Raw genomic sequence first — 21,817 nt, 5'->3', positions numbered from 1 at the left:
ATTGCTAGTTAACATTATGACATAACGATGCAATGCCAATGGATCATCTTACATAGAATTTGAACGCATTAACTCACTCATATTATCTTTATTTAGTCATGCTGTTTGGTGGTTAATCTCGACCAATATAAGCCGGGTTCTTTTCTAAATAGGCCTGCGCAGCGGTGATAGCAACCACGGCTTTAGAATTAAATTCACGTTGATACAAGGTATATACCACAAATAAACTGGCTAAAATGAACATTCCTGGGTGCATAAACCAACACAACGCTGCCATAGAGTAGTAATAAGAACGCAAGCCATAGTTATATGAATGTGCAGCTTGATCTTGCACTACGGCCATTTGCCTTGCATAGCCCAATGCATTTGTATCGCTACCGGTTTTATCTAATGGTGCAGCACCGATCATGATATTCACAAAACCATATTGGCGCATCGACCAAGTAAATTGGAAAAATGCGAGCACGAAAATCCCGGCTAAAAGAGCCAGCTTAACTTGTACCAGCGCGTGGTTAGGAGACGTGGTAAAAGGAATCGAACCAATCACGGTTTCAAGCTTTTCAACCTGCGAAAATAACGTCAACACACCAGCCAGGATCAGTAAAGTTGTTGAAGCAAAAAAGGCAATATTGCGTTCTAAATTAGCCAATAATGCCGCTTCGGCTACACGTATCTCTTTGGCTATCACCTGTGACATCCAATGAATTCGTTGTTGATGCATGACTCGCGCGATACAGTTAGTCGTTTTAGCTTTACGACGGGCAAAACCGGCATACCCTATCCAACTGACTAAAAATACAATTAAAGCCAGCGAATCTAACCATGAAATTACCATGCTGATTAACCTGTGTAAGAATAAATAATAGATTGATTATGCATCAGTTTTCACCATGCTAACATTAGTTTATTGATAGAAATGATTAAAATGGGCTTGGGCAAACAAAATCAATTCGTTGTTCTGTTACAGGATGGGTGAACGATAATGAAGTGGCATGCAGCATTAATCGGTCCGACATCGCTTGCGAATACTCATTGCGGTATAAGTCACAACCTAAAATAGGATGGCCTATTTGCAGGCTGTGTATGCGTAGCTGATGAGTTCGGCCTGTAATCGGGGTAAAGGTCACCCGCGTTGATAGCCTCTGTTGATGCCGTTCAATCACTTGATATTGACTGTGCGCAGGCTTGCCAGTTTGTTGGCAAATTTTCATTAACGGGAAGTTATCGCTATCTTTGGCGATCGGTAATTCAATGTCACCATGTTGCTCAACTAAATCACCGTATAACACTGCAGTATAGGTTTTTGAGACAGTTCGTAGCTGAAATTGTTTAGTCAATAAACCATTAATCCCTTTGTTTAGCGCCACCAACATAATACCCGAAGTGCCTAAGTCGAGACGGTGCACTAACGTTGCCGAAGGGTAGTCTTGCACTAAACGATAATGTACTGAATCTTTGTTTAATGGATTCTTACCCGAAAGACTTAATAATCCCGTCGGTTTATTAATCAACAACAAATGTTCATCTTGGTATAAAACCTCAATGTTGCCATCGCAGGGTGGAGCAATAAATTCAGCCATAATATCTTAGTGGTAACTGTCTAAGCTGGAATAATAATAGAAAAGGTGGCTTGTAAGCCACCTTTCATCCTGTTCGCGCTAAGCTAAAACCGTGTTAGGTTCGTAATCGCCCCAATTGTTGATGCTGCTGCTGAACTAAATCAGCTAAGCTGTCACTGCTCTGCTGAGCACTGTCAGCCAACTGTGATAACTCAGCAGCTGAGTCAGAAATACCCGTAATATTACGATTTACCTCTTCGGTTACTGCGCTTTGCTCTTCCGCTGCGGTCGCAATGTGGGTCACTTGATCTGACACTTGGTTAATTTGTTCAACGATGGCATTCAGTGATTGTAATGCTAGCTGAGTTTGCTCAACCGCTTTTTGTGCACCTTGGGCACCTTTATCAATAATGCTCGAGGCATTTTTAACTTCTTTTTGTAACGACTCAATCAAGGTACTAATTTCATTAGTCGACGTTTGAGTTCGAGACGCTAGCGTTCTTACTTCATCAGCAACAACAGCAAAGCCTCGACCTTGTTCTCCCGCTCTGGCCGCCTCAATAGCTGCGTTTAACGCTAATAGGTTAGTTTGCTCAGCAATAGAACTAATAACCTCTAAAATACGGCTAATATTGGCGCTGCTTTGCGACACCATACCTACCGCTTGCTGAGCTTGTGCAGAATCACCCGAGACTCCCTCAACAAATACCATTGCTTGAGTTAATCGCGACTGACCGTCTTTCACATTGACCGTCATTGACTCTGTTTCCATTGCCGTTTGCTCAGAAGCTTTAGCCACTTCAAGTGCGGTAGCACTCATTTGATTAACTGCAGTGACCACACTTTCAATTTCACCATATTGGCGATTAACACTTTCGCGAGTGTGCTTAGCAATGTCTGCCGATTTTATACTTTCTTGTTGTGAACGGTCGGCAAGAATTTTAAGCTCAGAAATGAGATGCCGTAATTTAGCAATGAAGGCATTAATACCGCTGCCTAATGCAATTAATTCCGCATGGGCATCGACTTCTATCGCTTGAGTTAAATCGCCTTCAGCGCTGGCAAGGTTTTCAACGCGAGCTTGGATCATATTAAGCGGTGCAATAATGCTACGAATAACCAAACTGATAATAAGCACCGCGATAACCGTGACAATAATACCGATGGTTAATAGCAAGCTGCCCAGAGACATCGCCATGTCATTCATGGCGGTATTCATATTATCAACCGCCATAAACGCTTGGGTTTTCGGCACTTCAATAATCAAGGACCAAGTGGCATCAGCAATAGGGATATTAATTGGATATGCCACAGCAATACTGGTCGGTTCATTCACAAACCCCGAAGAACTGTCTAAAGCTAACAATTTTTTGGCTAACTCTGGCCCTACAGATTCGCTAAAAGGTCGCGCAAATTTTTTATAATGGCTAGCTGCTACCACAAAACCTTTCTGGCTCACCAAGGTAACCTTGGCTTGTCCACCATATAAACTTTTAGATAATTGCATGATCATGGTTTGGAATATCGGCAAGTTAATATCAACGCCAACTAAACCTTTAAATTGATTGTCGACGATAACGGGCACGGTTAACGAAGTCATTAATGCGGTATTACCAGGAGTGATCTCGTACAAATACGGTTCCATTAAGCACGACTTTTTACTGTCTTTGGCACACAAATACCACTCGGCTTCGCGAACGCCAAACTCATTTAACGTGGTAATGTATTTTTCAGCGGCCTCATCAACTTGTACTTGTTCAACTGTGCCATCATTATTACGGGTGTAGTAAATTTCTAATGTGCCCACATTCGGCACACTGTGACTTGCTCCTTGAAGATAATTATCATCTAGACCATCATAGCCGTTGGGTTCAAATTGGACGTATATTGCTGACACTTGACTGTTTTTTTGTATAACCGCCGCCGATGACACTTCTACCGCATCACGATTTAACGGCTTTTTTCGTGAAGTTTGCTCCAACAAGCCTGCAAATAAATATGGAATTCTGTACGCTTCATTAATAAACCCTGCAACACGTTCACCATATTCACCCGCTCTTGCTGAAAGTTTATCGTTAATTTCTTGTTTTAGTGCGACTTCGATTTCTGTTGCTAAAGTGGCGTTTTTATCTTTTAAACTACCCCATAAACTTAAAGACAGTGTAATCACTGTAACAATAAACAAACTCGAAGTGATCCATAACAACTTTGACTTAATGGATAATGCCTTCATTCAATTGAGCTCCCGCTTTTGTATTCGCTTTCAAATACAATAAAATGTAATCAGCTTTACAATTTAAGTGTGTTTAATACATAAAAGTACCTGTTCGCCATTCACCAGATTGTACTTTGTCAGCAATCCATACACTGCAGTCGTTGTCACATAATTCAGGTAATTACATCATAAATGATGTTGTAACAGCGTCTCCATCACATAGCACCAGTTTAAATAATCGTGCAATATCAGCAGACTCAGCATCATTCATAGAAAACATTAATTGATTCCGTAGCATCATCTTCAGACACTCCATGGATTTCACCGGGGAATTCAACTCAAACATGTTGATAGACAATAGAGCCTTTATTTTACGGTGATATTTATCAGTTAGTGCTAGCGCTGCGATGGTTCGATAATGGTTGGCAGAAACAAAGCCAATCACTGTTTTAGTAGAGATGATGATATTGTTGAGCGGTGATCAATGACATGGAATTGATTTATTGCGATCCAGAAAGCTGATTCTATTATCACCCTAAGCTGTGAATAAAGCTGACGTGTTAATTTATGTAATTGATATTATCAGTAACAATCTACGCGGTAATAGTAATAAAAAAGGTGGCTTGTTAGCCACCTTTCATCCTGTTTGCGCTTAGCTAAAACAAGGTTAGGTTCGTAATCGTCCCAATTGTTGATGCTGCTGTTGAACTAAATCAGCTAAGCTGTCACTGCTCTGCTGAGCACTGTCAGCCAACTGTGATAACTCAGCAGCTGAGTCTGAAATACCCGTAATATTACGATTTACCTCTTCGGTTACTGCGCTTTGTTCTTCCGCGGCTGTCGCAATGTGGGTCACTTGGCCTGACACTTGGTTAATTTGTTCAACGATGGCATTCAGTGATTGTAATGCTAGCTGAGTTTGCTCAACCGCTTTTTGTGCACCTTGGGCGCCTTTATCAATAATGCTCGAGGCATTTTTAACTTCTTTTTGTAACGACTCAATCAAGGTACTGATTTCATTCGTCGACGTTTGAGTTCGAGACGCTAGCGTTCTCACCTCATCAGCAACAACAGCAAAACCTCGACCTTGTTCTCCCGCTCTGGCAGCTTCAATAGCTGCGTTTAACGCTAATAGGTTAGTTTGCTCAGCAATAGAGCTAATCACCTCTAAAATGCGGCTAATATTGGCGCTGCTTTGCGACACCATACCTACCGCTTGTTGAGCTTGTGCTGAATCACCCGAGACGCCTTCAACAAATACCATCGCTTGAGTTAACCGCGACTGACCGTCTTTCACATTGACCGTCATTGACTCGGTTTCCATTGCCGTTTGCTCAGAGGCTTTAGCCACTTCAAGCGCGGTGGCGCTCATTTGATTAACTGCTGTTACCACACTTTCAATTTCACCATATTGGCGATTAACACTTTCGCGAGTGTGCTTAGCAATGTCTGCCGATTTTATACTTTCTTGTTGTGAACGGTCGGCAAGAATTTTAAGCTCGGAAATAAGATGACGTAACTTAGCAATGAAGGCATTAATACCGCTGCCTAGTGCAATCAATTCCGCATGGGCATCGACTTCTATCGCTTGAGTTAAATCGCCTTCAGCACTGGCAAGGTTTTCGACGCGAGCTTGGATCATATTAAGTGGAGAAATAATACTACGAATGACCAAGCTAATAATAAGCACCGCTATGACTGTAACAATAATACCAATAGTTAATAGCAAACTGCCCAGAGACATCGCCATATCAGTCATGGCAGTATTCATATTATCAACCGCCATAAACGCTTGGGTTTTCGGCACTTCAATAATCAAGGACCAAGTGGCATCAGCAATTGGGATATTAATAGGATATGCCACGGCAATGCTGGTAGGTTCATTAACAAAATCCGAAGAACTGTCTAAGGCTAACAGTTTTTTGGCTAACTCTGGCCCTACAGATTCGCTAAAAGGTCGCGCAAACTTTTTATAATGGCTAGCTGCTACCACAAAACCTTTCTGGCTCACCAAGGTCACCTTGGCTTGCCCACCGTATAAGCTTTTAGATAATTGCATGATCATGGTTTGAAAAATTGGCAAGTTAATATCAACGCCAACAAGACCTTTAAATTGATTGTCGACGATAACGGGCACGGTTAACGAAGTCATTAATGCAGTGTTTCCCGGAGTGATCTCATATAAATACGGTTCCATTAAACACGACTTTTTAGTGTCTTTAGCGCACAAATACCACTCAGCTTCGCGAACGCCAAACTCATTTAACGTGGTAATGTATTTTTCAGCTGCCTCATCAACTTGATTCTGTTCTACTGTGCCATCACCATTACGGGTATAGTAAATTTCTAATGTGCCTACATTCGGTACACTGTGACTGCTACCTTGAAAGTAACTACTATCAAGTCCATCGTAACCATTGGGCTCAAATTGCGCATACATCGATGATATTATGTTATTTTTTTGCAATATTGCGGCTAAAGACAACTCCATTCGATCACGACTTAGAGGATCTTTTTTTGAAGTTTGCTCAAGTAAGCCTGCAAACGAAAAGGGAATTCTATAAGCCTCATTGATAAATCCAGCAATACGTTCACCATACTCACCTGCTCTTGCTGAAAGTTTGTCATTAATCTCTTGCTGTAAAGCAACCTCAACCTCTGCAGCCAAGCTGCTATTCTTACCTTTTAACCCTAGCCATAAACTTAAAGAGAGTGTAATTACTGTGGCAACAAATAACGCCGAGGTGATCCATAACAACTTTGACTTAATGGATAATGCCTTCATTCAATTGAGCTCCCGCTTTAGTATTAATTTCAGATACAATAAAGTGTAGTCAGCTTTAAAGATTAAGTATGAGTGAGACATAAAAAATCCCGTAAAAACGGGATTTTATTGATTATTTTGACAAAAAGAGCCGTTATTTAAACACTGCCTGAAATGTCGAATCCATAATCGCAAGACCAGTATCAATTTGTGCATCTGGCGCAGTTAATGGCACCAGCACTCTAATCACGTTACCGTAGGTGCCACAAGACAATAAAATCAGCCCGCGGTTACGTGCTTCAGTTAAAATCTTACCGCTGTACTGCGGAGCAGGTTCACCATCTTCCATTAACTCTATGGCGATCATTGCACCCAATCCACGTACATCAGCAATTTGCGAATACTTAGCCTGCATATCCGTTAATGCCGATTTAAGCCGATTACCGACTTCATTAGCGCGAGTTAATAACTGCTCTTCTTCAAACACTTCAATAACCGCTAACGCAGCAGCACAAGCAATCGGGCTGCCACCATAAGTGCCACCTAAACCACCTGCGGTTACTGCATCCATGACTTCTGCTTTACCGGTAATACCCGACAGTGGAAAACCACCGGCTATAGACTTGGCAAAGGTAGTAATGTCTGCGGCTACACCCATTTGCTCCATCGCAAAGAAAGTACCAGTACGACCAGCGCCGGTTTGTACTTCGTCCGCAATTAACACAATGCCATGGTTGTCGCACAATTCACGTAAGCGCTTCATAAATGATGGCGTAACGGCATAAAAGCCACCCTCGCCTTGCACAGGTTCTAATATAATTGCAGCAATATCTGCAGGCTCGGCATCATTCTTAAAAATACGTTCAATTGATGCCATAGCATCATCTTCAGACACGCCATGCATTTCACAAGGAAATTCAGCGCGGAACACGTTGGCAGACATTAAGCCCATGCCTTTACTGTACGGTGCGACTTTGCCAGTTAATGCTAGCGCAGCAATGGTTCGACCATGATAGCCAGAGGTAAATGCGATAACGCCTGCTCGTTTTGTATAAGCACGGGCTACTTTAACTGCGTTTTCGACCGCTTCAGAACCACTGGTAAATAAGGCGGTTTTTTTAGCAAAATCGCCTGGCACTAAATGGTTAAGTTTTTCACATACCGCAATGTAACTTTCGTAACCCAACACCATAAAACATGTGTGAGAAAATGCATCTAGCTGCGCTGCCACAGCCGCTTTAACTTTAGGGTGCAAATGGCCAGTATTGAGTACCGCAATACCACCGGCAAAGTCGATATATTCACGACCTTCAACATCCCATACAGTGGCGTTTTCAGCACGTTCAGTAAAGATTGGGTGTATTTGTCCAACACCTTGAGCCACTGCCGCTTGGCGACGAGCCATTAGTCCATCATTTGTTTTAGTCATAGCCCGCTCTCTTAAACTGACATGCAGATATATTTCATTTCAAGGTATTCATCGATACCAAACTTAGAACCTTCGCGGCCTAATCCAGACGATTTAATACCACCAAATGGCGCCACTTCTGTTGAGATTAATCCCGTGTTAACGCCCACCATACCGTATTCAAGTGCTTCTGCTACTTTGTACACCAGTGAAATATCACGGCCATAAAAGTAAGCGGCTAAACCAAACTCAGTGTCGTTAGCTTGTTTAATCACATCATCTACTGAGTCGAATTTGAATAGCGGTGCTAATGGGCCAAAAGTCTCTTCTTTGGCAACTAACATCGATTTATCAACGTCACGTAAAATGGTTGGTTCAAAGAAAAAACCGCCTAAACTATGTGCTTTACCGCCAGTGACGATACTTGCGCCTTTAGCAACCGCATCGGCTAAATGACGTTGTACTTTGGTCACTGCATCGGCATTAATTAATGGCCCAGTAGTCACACCGTCATCAACACCATTACCTACATTTAGTTTAGCAACTGCAGCTGCGAACTTTTGCGTGAACTGCTCATACACACCAGCTTGAACATAAATACGGTTGGCACACACACAGGTTTGACCGGCATTGCGGTATTTAGCAATCATTGCGCCATCAACGGCGGCATCAATATCGGCATCATTAAAAACAATAAACGGTGCATTACCACCTAATTCCAATGACAGTTTTTTTAGGGTTGGAGCACATTGCTCCATTAACTTAATCCCTACCGCAGTTGAGCCGGTAAATGATAACTTACGCACAATAGGGCTTTCACATAAAGCATTACCAATCGCAATCGCATCTCCAGTGATAACACTAAACACGCCAGCAGGAATACCCGCACGATGTGCAAGCTCAGCTAACGCTAATGCGGTAAATGGAGTTTGCGGCGCAGGTTTAACGACCATAGTACAACCGGCTGCTAGTGCAGGCCCCGCTTTACGGGTGATCATCGCAGCAGGGAAATTCCACGGGGTAATCGCCGCAGTCACACCAACAGGTTGTTTAATAACAGTCAGTCTTTTATCTGCTTGATGACCAGGAATGGTATCACCATAAATACGCTTAGCTTCCTCAGCAAACCATTCGATAAACGAGGCGGCATAGGTTACTTCACCTCTTGATTCTGCCAGCGGTTTACCTTGCTCGGTCGTCATCATCAACGCTAGGTCTTCAGCATTTTCATGCATTAGCTCAAACCAACGGCGTAACTTTTGGCTACGTTCTTTGGCAGTCAGCGCGCGCCATGCAGGTAAGGCATTATTGGCTGCCGTAATAGCTGCTTCGGTTTCTGCTTTGCCCATAACAGGCACATTACCGATGATGTCTTGGGTAGCAGGGTTAGCTATAGCAACCGTTTCGCCGCTGTTAGCACCCACCCATAGGCCATCGATATAACATTGTTCATGCAATAAGCTTGGATCATTTAAAATCACAATGCGCTCCTACTAAATCCTAATAAAACTCAGTTAATCATTGATTAATCAATTAGTTAACAGCCAGCTGGTAATCAACTGATGACTATATGCCAAACTTGTCACGTAACGTGTAATACCACGCACCTAAGGCACTAAATGGCACTCTAAGTGCGTGCCCGCCAGGAAATGGATAATGTGGTAATGCGGCAAAGGCATCAAAACGTGTGGCTTGGCCATTAAGCATTTCGGCAATTAACTTACCTGCTAAATGAGTATAGGTAACCCCATGACCGCTACAGCCTTGTGAGTAATAAATATTATCCCCAATACGACCCACTTGCGGCAGACGCGATAACGTCATTAAAAAGTTACCGGTCCAAGCATAGTCAACTTTAATCCCTTTTAACTGCGGGAAAGTCTTTAATAGTTTAGGCATAATCAAGGCTTCAACGTTGGCCGGATCGCGAGCACCATAAACCACGCCGCCACCAAAAATAAGGCGTTTATCACCAGTAAGGCGGTAATAATCTAATAGGTAGTTACAGTCTTCAACGCAATAGTCTTGCGGTAATAGACTCGCAGCCATTTCATCTGACAATGGTTCAGTGGTAATCACTTGAGTACCACAAGGCATTGATTTAGCTTGTAGCTCTGGCAGCAATTTGCCTAAATAAGCATTACCAGCCACCACCACAAATTTACACTTAACCTGGCCATGAGCAGTGTGCACAACCGGTGACGCACCGTCATCCACTTTAATAACTGCTGAATCTTCAAAAATCAGTCCACCAAGTGATTCCACCGCACGAGCTTCACCTAATGCAAGGTTGAGAGGATGAATATGGCCACCGCTTTTATCGAGTAAACCACCGACATATAAATCGGTATTAACCACGTTGCGAATGCCATTCTGGTCGAGTAACTCTAACTGGTTGTTATGACCATGAGCTTCCCATAATGATTTTTGACTCTGTAAATGGCCCATTTGCTTGGCATTCATGGCGGCAAACACACCGCCATCTTTTAAGTCGCAATCAATGTTGTATTTGGCAATACGGTCACGAATAATCTGACCACCTTCAAACGCCATTTGACCAAATAGCTTGGCTTGTTCTTTGCCGACAACACCTTCAATCGAATCAATGTCGCGACTAAACGAATTGACAATTTGACCGCCATTTCGACCAGATGCTCCCCAGCCAATTCTGGCCGCTTCAAGCACCACAACTTTCATGCCGCTTTCTAATAAATGTAACGCAGAAGACAACCCTGTATAGCCCGCGCCAATAACACAAACATCTGTTTCAATTGTAGATTCTAAGCGAGGACGTTCGACTTTATCATTAGCCGATGCAGCATAATATGAACTAGCATGAGGTGTGGCGGACATAGCGCTTCCTTTAAAGGTTCAAAACGTAATTCAACTCACTCATCCTACACTTATGCAAATTTAAAAACTAGCATTAATCGCGTAATTTTTGACACTTTGTCGAATATATTAAACACCCGTGTCAACAGAATATAGCAAATAGATTACCGAAAATAAAAAGCCACACTGACATCAGCATGGCTTTTACATTGTGTTTATTGAGTGTTGTTATTCCATCGCAATTTTAGCTTTTTTCTCTGCTCTGCGGGCAAAATACCAAGACAAGAAAGCCACTAAAGATACCGCTAAAATAATAATTGTCGCGAGTGCGTTAATCTTAGGTGAAACCCCTAAGCGAACTGACGAAAATACCACCATAGGCAAGGTTGTAGAACCAGGGCCAGAGGTAAAGCTGGCAATCACTAAGTCATCTAACGACAAGCTAAATGATAACAACCAACCGGCAATGAGTGATGGCGCTATCATTGGTATGGTGATTAAAAAGAAGGTTTTTAATCGCGTTGCACCTAAGTCCATCGCCGCTTCTTCTATCGACAAATCCAGTTCACGCAGTCTTGACGACACGACCACCGCTACATAAGCTGCACAGAAAGTAGAGTGGGCAATCCATACCGTAAACATGCCGCGCTCAGTGGGCCAGCCAAAGGTTTCTGACATTTGTACAAATAACAGTAACAACGACAAACCAGTGATAACTTCTGGCATAACCAAAGGTGCGGTGATCATGTTAGACAAGGTTAACTTAGCCCATGAGCGTCTAAAACGGGTCATCACAAACGCTGCCATCGTTCCAATAATCACTGCCATGGTGGAGCTGTAAAAGGCGATGCGTAAACTAGTCCAGACTGCATTTAATATCTGCTGGTCCTGAAATAGCTCGCCATACCATTTAGGCGAAAAACCTCCCCACACGGTAACCAGTTTTGAGTCGTTAAATGAATAGATGACCAAAATAAGCATTGGCGCATATAAAAATATCAACCCAACCCACAACATCACTTTAGAGAAACTTAAGTTCTTCATACGTCGCTCTCCATGCTGCGTGACTGATAACGGTGGAACAAAGTAATTGGGATAATCAATAACGCTAGCATCACAATCGCTAATGATGAAGCTACTGGCCAGTCGCGGTTATTAAAGAACTCTTGCCACAACACCTTACCAATCATTAATGAGTCTGGACCACCAAGCAGTTCAGGAATAACAAACTCACCCACGGCAGGGATAAAGACCAACATAGAGCCAGCGATTACACCGCCCATTGATAATGGCAGAGTAATTTTCCAGAAAGTATTGATACTGCTAGAGCCTAAATCGGAAGCGGCTTCTAGTAAGCTTAAATCCAATTTAACTAGGGTGGCGTAAAGCGGTAAAATCATAAACGGCAAATAAGCGTAAATGATACCGATATATACTGCAAAATTAGTATTCAGCATTTGGATTGGTTCAGAAGTAACCCCTAACCAAGTCAAGGCGTTATTAATTAAACCGTTGTTACTTAAAATACCCATCCATGCGTATACACGGATCAAAAATGAGGTCCACGACGGCAACATCACCAGTAACAGCAATACCGCCTGCATTTTTACGGGGGCGCGGGCAATGGCGTAAGCCATCGGAAAACCAAGCACCAAACAGCCAAGTGTGGCAACAAAGGCCATTTTCAATGAGGTTAAGTACGCCATGTAATACATTGAATCTTGCAGTAATAATAAATAGTTACCCAGATTAACGAATATATTTAGCGCCTCATCAACATAATTAAACGTTGGCTCGTACGGTGGAATCGCAATCGCAGCAGTCGAAAAGCTCAGCTTTAATACAATGGCGAACGGTAAGGCAAAAAACAGTAACAACCATAGGTAAGGGATACCCATGGTGAGATGTCGGCCTTTGAATATTTTCAATGGATTCTTCATGAGTTTAATACAACCCCGCTGGTGTCTTCCCAACTGATGTAAACCTCGTCTTCCCACGTTGGGTGATCGGCGCGGCGTTCACGGTTAATCATTGAGCATTGAACAATTTGGTTGTTTTTTAACTTAATGTAATACACCGACAAACCACCAAGGTAGGCAATGTCATGCACTACGCCGTGAGCCCAGTTATATTCACTTTCAGGCTTTTGGCGGGTAATAATGGTTTTTTCTGGTCGTAGGGCCAAGAATACATTTTTGTTTTCTAGACTGGTTGAAATACCGTGGCCAATGTAAAACTGCTGCGATAAAGTCGGCGATTTAATAATCGCGTGGTCAACTTCATCTTCAATAATTTCACCTTCAAATAAATTAACCGTACCAATAAACTCTGCAACCATGCGACTCGCTGGCGACTCATAAATATCCATTGGGCTGCCTGTTTGGGCTATCCAACCTTCATGCATAATCGAAATACGTCCGGCCATGGTCATGGCTTCTTCTTGGTCATGGGTTACCATCACGCAGGTAACACCTACGGCTTCTAAAATATCGACCACTTCTAACTGCATTTGAGTACGCAGCTTTTTATCTAATGCGCCCATTGGCTCATCAAGTAATAATAATTTAGGCCGCTTTGCTAACGAACGAGCTAAGGCGACACGCTGACGTTGACCACCGGATAACTGATGCGGTTTACGTTTACCGTATTTGTCCATGTGCACCAGTTTAAGCATTTCTTTAACCCGCACAGCAATATCAGCCTTCGGCATTTTGTCTTGTTTCAATCCAAAAGCGATATTCTGTTCAACCGTCATGTGCGGAAATAAAGCATACGATTGGAACATCATATTAATAGGGCGTTCGTACGGTGGCATATCAGTAATGTCGACACCATCAAGAAAAATACGCCCTTCTGTTGGCTTTTCAAAACCCGCGAGCATGCGTAACAAGGTTGATTTACCTGAACCTGAACCACCCAGTAGTGCAAATATTTCACCACGGTTAATGGTTAACGAAACGTCGTCTACTGCGCGCACATCATCGAAAAGTTTGCTGACACGCTCAATTTTGAGCAGCACTTTATCTTGCGTCTTTGTGGTTGGTTTATTAGTGACGCTCGAGGTGTTTACCATAATACTGCTCCGCCTTTTGGAGTATGCGTACCGCAACAGAACAGCCTGTTTTTGGGCACACGTAACAATCTGTTAAAGTGGCAAAATTAGCCAATAAATACATCAATACTGCTATAAAAACAGGGCGAGAGGGCTCGCCCTGAGTGCTAGTGAGTTAGGTTATTGACCTGACTTCACTTTGGTCCATGCACGCGTTACTACACGTTGAATTTTTAATGGACGAATATCGCCAATGTACAACTTATCAATTACCGACTGTGGTGGGTAAATGGCTGGGTCGTTACGAATAGCTTCGTCAACTAAGGCTTGTGCTGGAACGTTAGGGTTAGCGTAAGCAACATAGTTACTGATAGGTGCTATCACTTCAGGGCGAAGTAAATAGTTAATCAGTTTATGGGCGTTATCTACGTTAGTGGCATCTTGTGGGATGGCTAACATATCAAACCATAAGTTGGCGCCTTCTTTTGGAATAGAATAGCCAATCTTATTACCGTTGCCGGCTTCATCAGCACGTGCAGCAGCCTGGAATACGTCACCAGAGAAACCAAACGCGACACAGATATCACCGTTAGCTAAGTCAGAAATATAGCGTGATGAATGGAAGTAAGTAACGTAAGGACGCACTTTTTCCAGAACTTCGGCGGCTTTTTCATAATCAGCAGCATTTTTACTGTTTGGATCTAAGCCTAAGTAAATCAGAGCTTGAGGCAACATGTCGTCGGCAGAATCAAGCATCGAGAAACCACATGAGCCAATCTTTTCAGCATACTTAGGGTTAAAGATAAGCTCTAAAGAATCAAATGGCGCATCTTCACCCAATACGGCTTTCACTTTTTCGATATTATATCCAATACCGTTAGTGCCCCATAAATACGGAATTGCGTGCTCATTGGCCGGATCAGCTTTTTGTAGCTGTTTCATTAAATCAGGCTTTAAGTTGGCATAATTAGTCAACTTAGCGCGATCGAGCTTTTGAAATGCCCCCGCTTTAACTTGCTTAGCTAAAAAGTGATTCGACGGAACAACAATGTCATAACCGCTATGGCCAGAAAGCAATTTCGCTTCAAGTACTTCATTACTGTCAAACACGTCATAAATGACATGAATCCCGGTTTCTTTCTCAAAATTGGCTAAGGTATCTTCGGCAATATAATCCGACCAGTTGTACATTTTAACCACTTCCTGAGCCTGAATAGCGGTGCTTGAAAACACACCCGCAGTAATTAAGGCCAATGTGGATAGTTTGTTTGATAGCTTCATACTTTCTCCCTGTTGGATAATGGTCAGAATGGTACTGACATTCGTTTTTTTCGCTAGGTCTTACCAGCGTGTAAAATCTTCTTTTTAATAAAAGAAATTATCCAATGCTACAACTTAACTATGCATCGGTATGGTTAACGCGACATTACTTGTTTCCTTCAGCGCGAATTTTATCAAAAACATTTCCGATTACTAGATCGTGGAAATGCAATTGGTTAAAAAATCACTATATTGCAATAATCATTCAGTAACGGGACGTCATCCCATGTTTTTTACGTGTTGATAAGTATCATTTAACGCCTGCGTTGCTTTCGCAACTAACTCGTCAATCTCAGCATGACTAATGGTCAATGGCGGTGAAATAATCATAGTGTCGCCAACGGAGCGCATCACCAAACCATGGGTGATACACGCATCGCGGCAATATGTTCCAACGCCGACGTTGGCATCAAACCGTTGTCGTAACGATTTATCTTTAACTAACTCGATGGCCGCAACTAAACCCACGCCGCGCACCTCACCCACTAATGGATGTTCGGCCAATTGTTGTAAGCGCGACTGTAAATACGGCGAGGTATCATTAGCCACACGTTCAACTAATTTTTCTTGTTCAATAATACGAATATTTTCTAATGCAGCAGCTGCGGCAACTGGATGACCGGAATAAGTAAAACCGTGGGTAAATTCACCGCAGTCTTGCTTAATAACCTCAGCCACTTTGTCTGACACAATCACCCCACCCATTGGCACATAACCCGATGTCATGCCTTTGGCGATGGTGATAAGGTCGGGCTGCAAATCAAAATACTCAGCCGCAAACCACTTTCCGGTGCGCCCAAAACCGCTGATCACTTCATCAAGAATAAATAAAATATCGTATTTGGCTAAAATTCTTTTTATTTCAGGCCAGTAAGTTGATGGAGGAATAATCACCCCACCTGCACCTTGAAAAGGTTCGGCAATAAAAGCAGCAACGTTGTCTTCGCCAAGCTCTATAATTTTGGCTTCAAGCGCTTGCGCAGTTTTCAAACCAAATTCTTCTGGGGATAAATCTTTACCTTCGGCATACCAATAAGGTTGCGCAATATGCACTACGCCAGGAATAGGTAAATCACCTTGTTCATGCATGCCCGACATACCACCTAAACTGGCACCCGCGACAGTAGAACCATGATAAGCATTAACCCGACTGATAATGGTTTTCTTGCTTGGTTTGCCTTTTAAATCCCAGTAACGTCGTACCATGCGTAAGTTGGTGTCGTTTGACTCAGAGCCAGACCCAGTAAAAAACACATTGTTCATGCGCGCAGGGGCAAGGGAAGCAATTTTTTGCGCTAATTCAATCGCTGGAGGATGAGAACATTGGAAAAAACTATTATAAAAAGGCAGTTTTTGCATTTGCTTGCTGACAGCATCCACAATTGACTGCCGACCATAGCCCACGTTGACACACCATAAGCCTGCCATGCCATCTAGCAGTTTATGACCCATTACATCCCACAGATACACTCCCTCAGCCCGTTCTATCACCCGAGTGCCCTTTACGGCTAACCCCTTTGAATCGGTAAATGGGTGAATAAAATGCTGTTTGTCTGCAGCTTGTAGACGCTCAAGCTTGTGCTGCTGGCTCATCGCATCTGTCGATAATGGGTTTGTCATACAGGTATCCTTTCAAACAGATAGCAAATCCGTTGGTATTTGCTATCTGTTGTTATCCACATACATTAATAATGTAGGCCAACGCGCCCAACCATCATTACACCGTTAGTAATAAAAACTCACGTTCCCACGAACTCACAACGCGTCTAAAGTTTTCAAGTTCAGCTTGTTTTACCGCCACAAAACCAGTGGTAAAAGATTGACCTAAATACTCAATACAAGCATCGCTGCTTTGCATCGCCACTAAGGCTTCTTCTAAGGTCAACGGTAAGCAGTTTTCGTTATTAGTACGGCTTTCGTTCGACTTACCTGTCACAGGTGTCGAAGGTTTTAAGTCGTCAACCATACCGATATAACCACATAACAAACTGGCCGCGATTGCGAGGTAACAGTTAGCGTCGGCCCCCGGAATACGGTTTTCGATACGGCGATTTTGTGGTGATGATTCAGGAATACGCAAGCCACAAGTACGGTTTTCCACGCCCCATTCCAAGTTTACAGGTGCAGAAGTCCCCGGTAAGAAGCGACGGAAAGAGTTAGCACTTGGCGCCATTAACGGTAGCAATTCAGGAATATACTGTTGTAAGCCAGCAATATAGCTGAGGAATAATTTACTTTGAGTGCCATCGTCTTTGGTGAAAATGTTTTTACCGGTTTTAATATCCAGTACGCTCTGGTGAATGTGCATCGCGCTGCCAGGCTCATCAGTAACGGGCTTAGCCATAAAGGTGGCACACACATCATGCTTTAATGCGGCTTCTTTCAATGTGCGTTTAAAAATGAACACCTGATCGGCTAATGACAATGCATTACCATGGCTGAAGTTAATCTCCATTTGTGCAGGACCATCTTCATGGATCAAGGTATCAATATCTAACCCTTGGATTTCACACCAGTCATACATGTCTTCAAACAGAGGATCGTATTCGTTAGCAGCATCGATAGAGAAAGACTGACGGCCAGCTTCAGGACGACCAGAGCGACCAATAGGTGGTTTAAGTGGTAAATCATGATCGTCAGAACGTTTAGTCAGATAAAATTCCATTTCTGGAGCAATAACGGGTTCCCAACCTTTATCTTCATAAAGCTTAAGTACTTTCTTCAACACATTACGCGGTGACAATTCAATTGGGTTACCCATACGATCATAACAATCGTGAATAACCTGCGCGGTAGCTTCAACAGTCCATGGCAACATAAACACGGCATTTTCGTCTGGAACACAGACAAAATCGATATCGGCATCATCGAGAAGTTGATAATAAACCTCATCATCAATGAAATCTCCAGTGACTGTTTGCAATAGCACGCTCTCAGGTAAACGCATGCCTTTTTCTGATACAAACTTATCTACTGGAGCAATTTTGCCACGTGCTATACCAGTCATATCACTGATAACACATTCTACTTCGGTAATTTTTTTGTCTTTTAAAAAAGCGATTAACTTATCCATTTTTATCTCACTTGTGTTGCCGCATGTTGTCTACAGGCTTGTCCGAATGCTTCGAAAATTGCAGTGTAGAATGCATTTTCGGTTACTTTCCATTCTGGATGCCATTGGACTCCTAATGCAAAATTTTTAGCATTTTTAACAGAAAATGCTTCTACTAATCCGTCTGGAGCGAATGCTTCTGGCTGTAACCCCTCACCTAGACGCTCCACGCCTTGAGTATGAACAGAGTTAACCTCTGCTGTGTCACAGCCCCATGCATCGTGAAGGAGCCCGCCAGCAACCAGGTTAACTGGATGCGAAATACCATATTGCACATCTAATGGGGCTTTCTTATCTTCACGATGTTCAATATACGTGCCTACTTCGTGTAGTTTCTGGTACAAACTGCCACCGTACACTACGTTCATTTCTTGAAAACCACGGCAAATACCTAATACAGGGATCCCGGCATCAATTGCGGCTTTTATCAGCGGTAAAGTTATTGCGTCACGCTTAGGATCATGATGGGTTCCATGCTCACTAGCAGGACCTTGGTAATGAAGAGGTTCAACATTCGATGGTGAACCCGTAAAAAGGATACCGTCGAGACGAGCAAGAATAGCTTCAATTGGCGCATCGACGCCAAGTGATGGGATAACTAAGGGGAATCCTTTAGCGCCATTAACCACACTCAATAAATATTTTTCACCCACTATGTTAAATGGATGAAGACCAATTTGCTGATTGCACGCTACTACCCCGATGAGGGGAAGACCTGACAGAGACATATCTCACCTTTAGCAAAGAATGTGATGAACTTATTGTTTTACGTGTTCATTTTTTCACACACTACACGGATTTTTTTAGCTAGGCAAGAGGATAACTGATGATAAAAACAACTTTTAATGAAAATAAATTAAAACACTTTAAAAACATACTAGTAACTTTAAATTAACCGTAATACATAAAAATATATTCCGAGTTACTTTAATTAGATTTCACTAAAAAATGCGCCAAAATGGGGAGGCAATGCACAAAAAAAGGGAATTTATTGCTTAATATTCTTTACACAAACCAATAATCTCATGCTAGGAAGTTACACGACAACAGCTAAAATAGAGCAAATGGTAATCTTTTTAGGGGGCGGGAATAGCAAGGTTGATTGATTACCTTGCCTTATTCCCTGAATAAAATCATTGGATATAAGCAGACATAAATGAGATGAGAAATGATTAAAAATCAGCTGGCGTAGTCGCGCTAGTGAGCTTGCAAGGTTCATCAAATGGGTTACGAAATCGATGAGGTTGTTCACTATTAAAATAGTAACTGTCGCCTTTTTCGAGGATAAAAACCTCTTCGCCAACAGTAAGCTCAAGCTTGCCTTCTATAATGATGCCACCTTCCTCACCCTTATGTTGCAGCATTTCAGCGCCAGTATCAGCATTGACAGGATATGTTTCACTCATTACCGACATCGCACGGTTTGGGTAATCACGACCAATAAGCTTGTAGACTAATTCGCCAGTACCGATGTCCAGTAACTCATTACCTCGATAAACCACTTTTTGGTCACCGATAGAGCCATCATCAATAGAGAAAAAATCGACTAAGGACATCGGGATCCCTGCGAGTACCTTTTTAAGTGAACTCACTGATGGGCTAACACTATTTTTCTCAATCATTGAAATTGTACTGTTGGTAACCCCTGCACGCTTGGCTAACTCACGTTGAGATAATCCTTTCAATTTACGAACAGCTTTTAGGCTTGTACCAATATCCAAATTCGTTCTCCTAGTAAATGTTGACCAATATCCTGCTGTTAAAGTGTTGCAGATTATTAACACTTTACCAAAAATTTGTATTCATTAAGCATGATAACTTACTTAAATCAAAGCAATTGTATTTTACACCAAATAAGTGTTAAATAAAATGCACACCATAGATGGCTTACATTGCATCTAACTATTCATTTTAAAGTTATTATTACAATTATAATCAATAGCTTGGAGCTTTTATGTCGCATAAATCCCCAATTCATAGCCAACACTACCCAGACTCCTTTTATGTTGCGACCGCCAAAGAGCTTTATCAGCATCCCAAGCTAACCGAAAACATTACTGTCGATGTGTGTATTGTCGGCGGTGGATTTAGCGGGATTAATACCGCTATTGAACTCAGACAACGCGGTTACAGTGTTGCATTGCTCGAAGCTAAACGTATTGGCTGGGGCGCATCTGGCCGAAATGGTGGTGAACTTATCCGTGGGATCGGCCATGACGCGAGCCAATTTCGAAATGAAATTGGTGATGAAGGTGTAAAATCGATTCAACAAATGGGTTTTGAAGCGGTTGATATTGTCACCGAGCGCATTGCCGAGCACAAAATCGATTGCGACTTACACATGGGTTATTGTGATTTAGCCGTAAAGCCACGGCACATGGATGATTTAGCAGCAGAATTTCAAGATCTGCAAGACCAAGGTTATCAAAAATCAATCAAGCTGCTTGATCGTTCACAAATTGGTGAAGTTATCGGTTCAGACTTTTATCAAGGCGCCTTGGTCGATATGGGCAGCGGACATTTACACCCGCTTAACTTAGCCCTAGGCGAAGCGCGTGTCGCCCGCGAACTTGGCGCACAATTATTTGAATACAGCGCCGCAGAAAAAATCATTAAAGGCACTAAACCCAAAGTCATTACCGCTGAAGGCGAAGTAACTTGTGACTATCTAGTCATGGCAGGTAATGGTTATATCGGCAATAAATTAAGCCCTTTCCTTGGCGGGAAAGTGCTACCTACTGGTACTTATTTATTAGCTACAGAGCCATTAACTGAGCAACAATGTGCCAGTATCATCCCGCAAAACATGGCATTTGCCGATATGCGCGTGGCGTTAGACTATTTCCATTTATCAGCAGACCGCCGTTTATTGTTTGGTGGTTTATGTACTTATTCTGGTAAAGACCCAAAAGATATTGAAGCCGAATTAAGACCTAATCTTGAAAAAGTGTTCCCGCAATTAAAAGGTATCAAAATTGATTATGAATGGGGCGGCATGATGGGTATCGGCGCCAACCGCATGCCGCAAATAGGCCGTTTACCTGATGCAGCCAACATCTACTTTGCTCAAGCCTATGCCGGACATGGGGTAAATGCTACGCATATGGCAGCAAGATTAATTGCTGAAGCCATTAGTCAGCAATCACAACGTATTGATGTGTTTAATGACATTAAACACATGACCTTCCCAGGCGGACCAATGTTGCGATCGCCATTGCTTGCAGCTGGAATGTTTTATCATAGGATGAAGGATTTGCTATAGGTTGATGGATTTGCTGTGGGTTGGCAAAGGGGTCAACCTTTACATCTTTTTATGGCCTACGGCCACTAACGTCGTGGCGCTTCGCCCTGCACAGGCCAAATATGGCGTCATTCCGGCAATGCTCTTGAGCCGGAATCCAGGTGTTATTTTTGCTTTGTACTTTTGTACTTTATGGCCTGCGGCCACTAACGTCGTGGCGCTTCACCCACACCAGACCAAGAGGAAACCAACGGCTGTTCCCTCTTGGAACTCCCAGCCGCCCCGCAACATTTTCAAACAGCGAAAAGGTCGCC

At 42.7% G+C, this 21,817-nt stretch carries 17 protein-coding genes; 2 read left to right on the top strand and 15 right to left on the bottom strand.

What is annotated here, in order from left to right; translation table 11 throughout:
* Positions 1-112 precede the first annotated feature (112 nt).
* The 15 genes from H5181_RS18860 to H5181_RS18790 form a co-directional block, all read right to left on the bottom strand.
* A complete protein-coding gene (locus H5181_RS18860; RefSeq protein ID WP_182751772.1) occupies positions 113-835 on the bottom strand; it encodes a DUF599 domain-containing protein in 723 nt (240 codons plus the stop codon).
* An 85-nt stretch (positions 836-920) separates the two neighbouring features.
* On the bottom strand, positions 921-1,580 hold the full coding sequence (locus tag H5181_RS18855) for an RluA family pseudouridine synthase (RefSeq protein ID WP_182751771.1): 660 nt from the start codon (positions 1,578-1,580) through the stop codon (positions 921-923).
* Between the two features lie 94 nt (positions 1,581-1,674).
* A complete protein-coding gene (locus H5181_RS18850) occupies positions 1,675-3,792 on the bottom strand; it encodes a methyl-accepting chemotaxis protein (RefSeq protein ID WP_182751770.1) in 2,118 nt (705 codons plus the stop codon).
* 649 nt (positions 3,793-4,441) lie between these two features.
* On the bottom strand, positions 4,442-6,559 hold the full coding sequence (locus tag H5181_RS18845; RefSeq protein WP_182751769.1) for a methyl-accepting chemotaxis protein: 2,118 nt from the start codon (positions 6,557-6,559) through the stop codon (positions 4,442-4,444).
* Positions 6,560-6,692: 133 nt separating this feature from the next.
* Positions 6,693-7,967, bottom strand: coding sequence for a 4-aminobutyrate--2-oxoglutarate transaminase (gene gabT / locus H5181_RS18840; RefSeq protein WP_011638449.1), 1,275 nt, complete (start codon positions 7,965-7,967; stop codon positions 6,693-6,695).
* 11 nt (positions 7,968-7,978) lie between these two features.
* Positions 7,979-9,427 (bottom strand): NADP-dependent succinate-semialdehyde dehydrogenase, encoded by a 1,449-nt coding sequence (gene gabD / locus H5181_RS18835; RefSeq protein WP_182751768.1) that lies wholly within the window; start codon positions 9,425-9,427, stop codon positions 7,979-7,981.
* A gap of 85 nt (positions 9,428-9,512) precedes the next feature.
* Entirely contained in the window at positions 9,513-10,799 is a 1,287-nt protein-coding gene (locus H5181_RS18830) for an FAD-binding oxidoreductase (protein ID WP_182751767.1), read from the bottom strand.
* A 207-nt stretch (positions 10,800-11,006) separates the two neighbouring features.
* Positions 11,007-11,822 (bottom strand): ABC transporter permease subunit, encoded by an 816-nt coding sequence (locus H5181_RS18825; RefSeq protein WP_011638452.1) that lies wholly within the window; start codon positions 11,820-11,822, stop codon positions 11,007-11,009.
* Positions 11,819-12,718, bottom strand: coding sequence for an ABC transporter permease subunit (locus tag H5181_RS18820; RefSeq protein WP_182751766.1), 900 nt, complete (start codon positions 12,716-12,718; stop codon positions 11,819-11,821). The genes H5181_RS18825 and H5181_RS18820 overlap by 4 nt, the downstream gene beginning before the upstream one ends.
* Positions 12,715-13,851: a polyamine ABC transporter ATP-binding protein gene (potA, locus tag H5181_RS18815; RefSeq protein ID WP_011638454.1), complete on the bottom strand. Its 1,137-nt coding sequence runs from the start codon at positions 13,849-13,851 to the stop codon at positions 12,715-12,717. Before potA ends, H5181_RS18820 begins: the two co-directional genes overlap by 4 nt.
* A 159-nt stretch (positions 13,852-14,010) precedes the next feature.
* Positions 14,011-15,111: a polyamine ABC transporter substrate-binding protein gene (locus H5181_RS18810; RefSeq protein ID WP_102036138.1), complete on the bottom strand. Its 1,101-nt coding sequence runs from the start codon at positions 15,109-15,111 to the stop codon at positions 14,011-14,013.
* A gap of 258 nt (positions 15,112-15,369) precedes the next feature.
* Positions 15,370-16,770, bottom strand: coding sequence for an aspartate aminotransferase family protein (locus H5181_RS18805; protein ID WP_182751765.1), 1,401 nt, complete (start codon positions 16,768-16,770; stop codon positions 15,370-15,372).
* Positions 16,771-16,867: 97 nt separating this feature from the next.
* Complete coding sequence (locus H5181_RS18800) at positions 16,868-18,223, bottom strand: glutamine synthetase family protein (RefSeq protein WP_011638457.1); 1,356 nt, start codon at positions 18,221-18,223, stop codon at positions 16,868-16,870.
* A 2-nt stretch (positions 18,224-18,225) separates the two neighbouring features.
* Positions 18,226-18,990: a gamma-glutamyl-gamma-aminobutyrate hydrolase family protein gene (locus tag H5181_RS18795; protein WP_182751764.1), complete on the bottom strand. Its 765-nt coding sequence runs from the start codon at positions 18,988-18,990 to the stop codon at positions 18,226-18,228.
* A 444-nt stretch (positions 18,991-19,434) separates the two neighbouring features.
* On the bottom strand, positions 19,435-19,983 hold the full coding sequence (locus H5181_RS18790) for a cupin domain-containing protein (RefSeq protein ID WP_011638459.1): 549 nt from the start codon (positions 19,981-19,983) through the stop codon (positions 19,435-19,437).
* Between the two features lie 233 nt (positions 19,984-20,216).
* Here H5181_RS18790 and H5181_RS18785 point away from each other — a divergent pair, with 233 nt between their 5' ends.
* The gene (locus tag H5181_RS18785) at positions 20,217-21,524 is read left to right on the top strand and encodes an FAD-binding oxidoreductase (protein WP_011638460.1); all 1,308 of its coding nucleotides are present in this window, start codon (positions 20,217-20,219) and stop codon (positions 21,522-21,524) included.
* Between the two features lie 4 nt (positions 21,525-21,528).
* Positions 21,529-21,817 (top strand): hypothetical protein (locus H5181_RS20615; protein ID WP_220491836.1); only part of this gene is annotated, 289 nt, incomplete at its 3' end.

This window comes from Shewanella sp. SG44-2 (genome assembly GCF_014164215.1).
Taxonomy (GTDB): domain Bacteria; phylum Pseudomonadota; class Gammaproteobacteria; order Enterobacterales; family Shewanellaceae; genus Shewanella; species Shewanella frigidimarina.
The sequence above is the reverse complement of the archived record's forward strand: the minus strand, read 5'-3'. Positions and strand labels throughout refer to the sequence as shown.

Excerpts from the sequence above, each read along its gene's own strand:
- H5181_RS18860 (WP_182751772.1), bottom strand. The coding sequence starts at position 835 with ATGGTAATTTCATGGTTAGATTCGCTGGCTTTAATTGTATTTTTAGTC.
- H5181_RS18855 (WP_182751771.1), bottom strand. The coding sequence starts at position 1,580 with ATGGCTGAATTTATTGCTCCACCCTGCGATGGCAACATTGAGGTTTTA.
- H5181_RS18850 (WP_182751770.1), bottom strand. The coding sequence starts at position 3,792 with ATGAAGGCATTATCCATTAAGTCAAAGTTGTTATGGATCACTTCGAGT.
- H5181_RS18845 (WP_182751769.1), bottom strand. The coding sequence starts at position 6,559 with ATGAAGGCATTATCCATTAAGTCAAAGTTGTTATGGATCACCTCGGCG.
- gabT (WP_011638449.1), bottom strand. The coding sequence starts at position 7,967 with ATGACTAAAACAAATGATGGACTAATGGCTCGTCGCCAAGCGGCAGTG.
- H5181_RS18830 (WP_182751767.1), bottom strand. The coding sequence starts at position 10,799 with ATGTCCGCCACACCTCATGCTAGTTCATATTATGCTGCATCGGCTAAT.
- H5181_RS18825 (WP_011638452.1), bottom strand. The coding sequence starts at position 11,822 with ATGAAGAACTTAAGTTTCTCTAAAGTGATGTTGTGGGTTGGGTTGATA.
- H5181_RS18820 (WP_182751766.1), bottom strand. The coding sequence starts at position 12,718 with ATGAAGAATCCATTGAAAATATTCAAAGGCCGACATCTCACCATGGGT.
- potA (WP_011638454.1), bottom strand. The coding sequence starts at position 13,851 with ATGGTAAACACCTCGAGCGTCACTAATAAACCAACCACAAAGACGCAA.
- H5181_RS18810 (WP_102036138.1), bottom strand. The coding sequence starts at position 15,111 with ATGAAGCTATCAAACAAACTATCCACATTGGCCTTAATTACTGCGGGT.
- H5181_RS18805 (WP_182751765.1), bottom strand. The coding sequence starts at position 16,770 with ATGACAAACCCATTATCGACAGATGCGATGAGCCAGCAGCACAAGCTT.
- H5181_RS18800 (WP_011638457.1), bottom strand. The coding sequence starts at position 18,223 with ATGGATAAGTTAATCGCTTTTTTAAAAGACAAAAAAATTACCGAAGTA.
- H5181_RS18795 (WP_182751764.1), bottom strand. The coding sequence starts at position 18,990 with ATGTCTCTGTCAGGTCTTCCCCTCATCGGGGTAGTAGCGTGCAATCAG.
- H5181_RS18785 (WP_011638460.1), top strand. The coding sequence starts at position 20,217 with ATGTCGCATAAATCCCCAATTCATAGCCAACACTACCCAGACTCCTTT.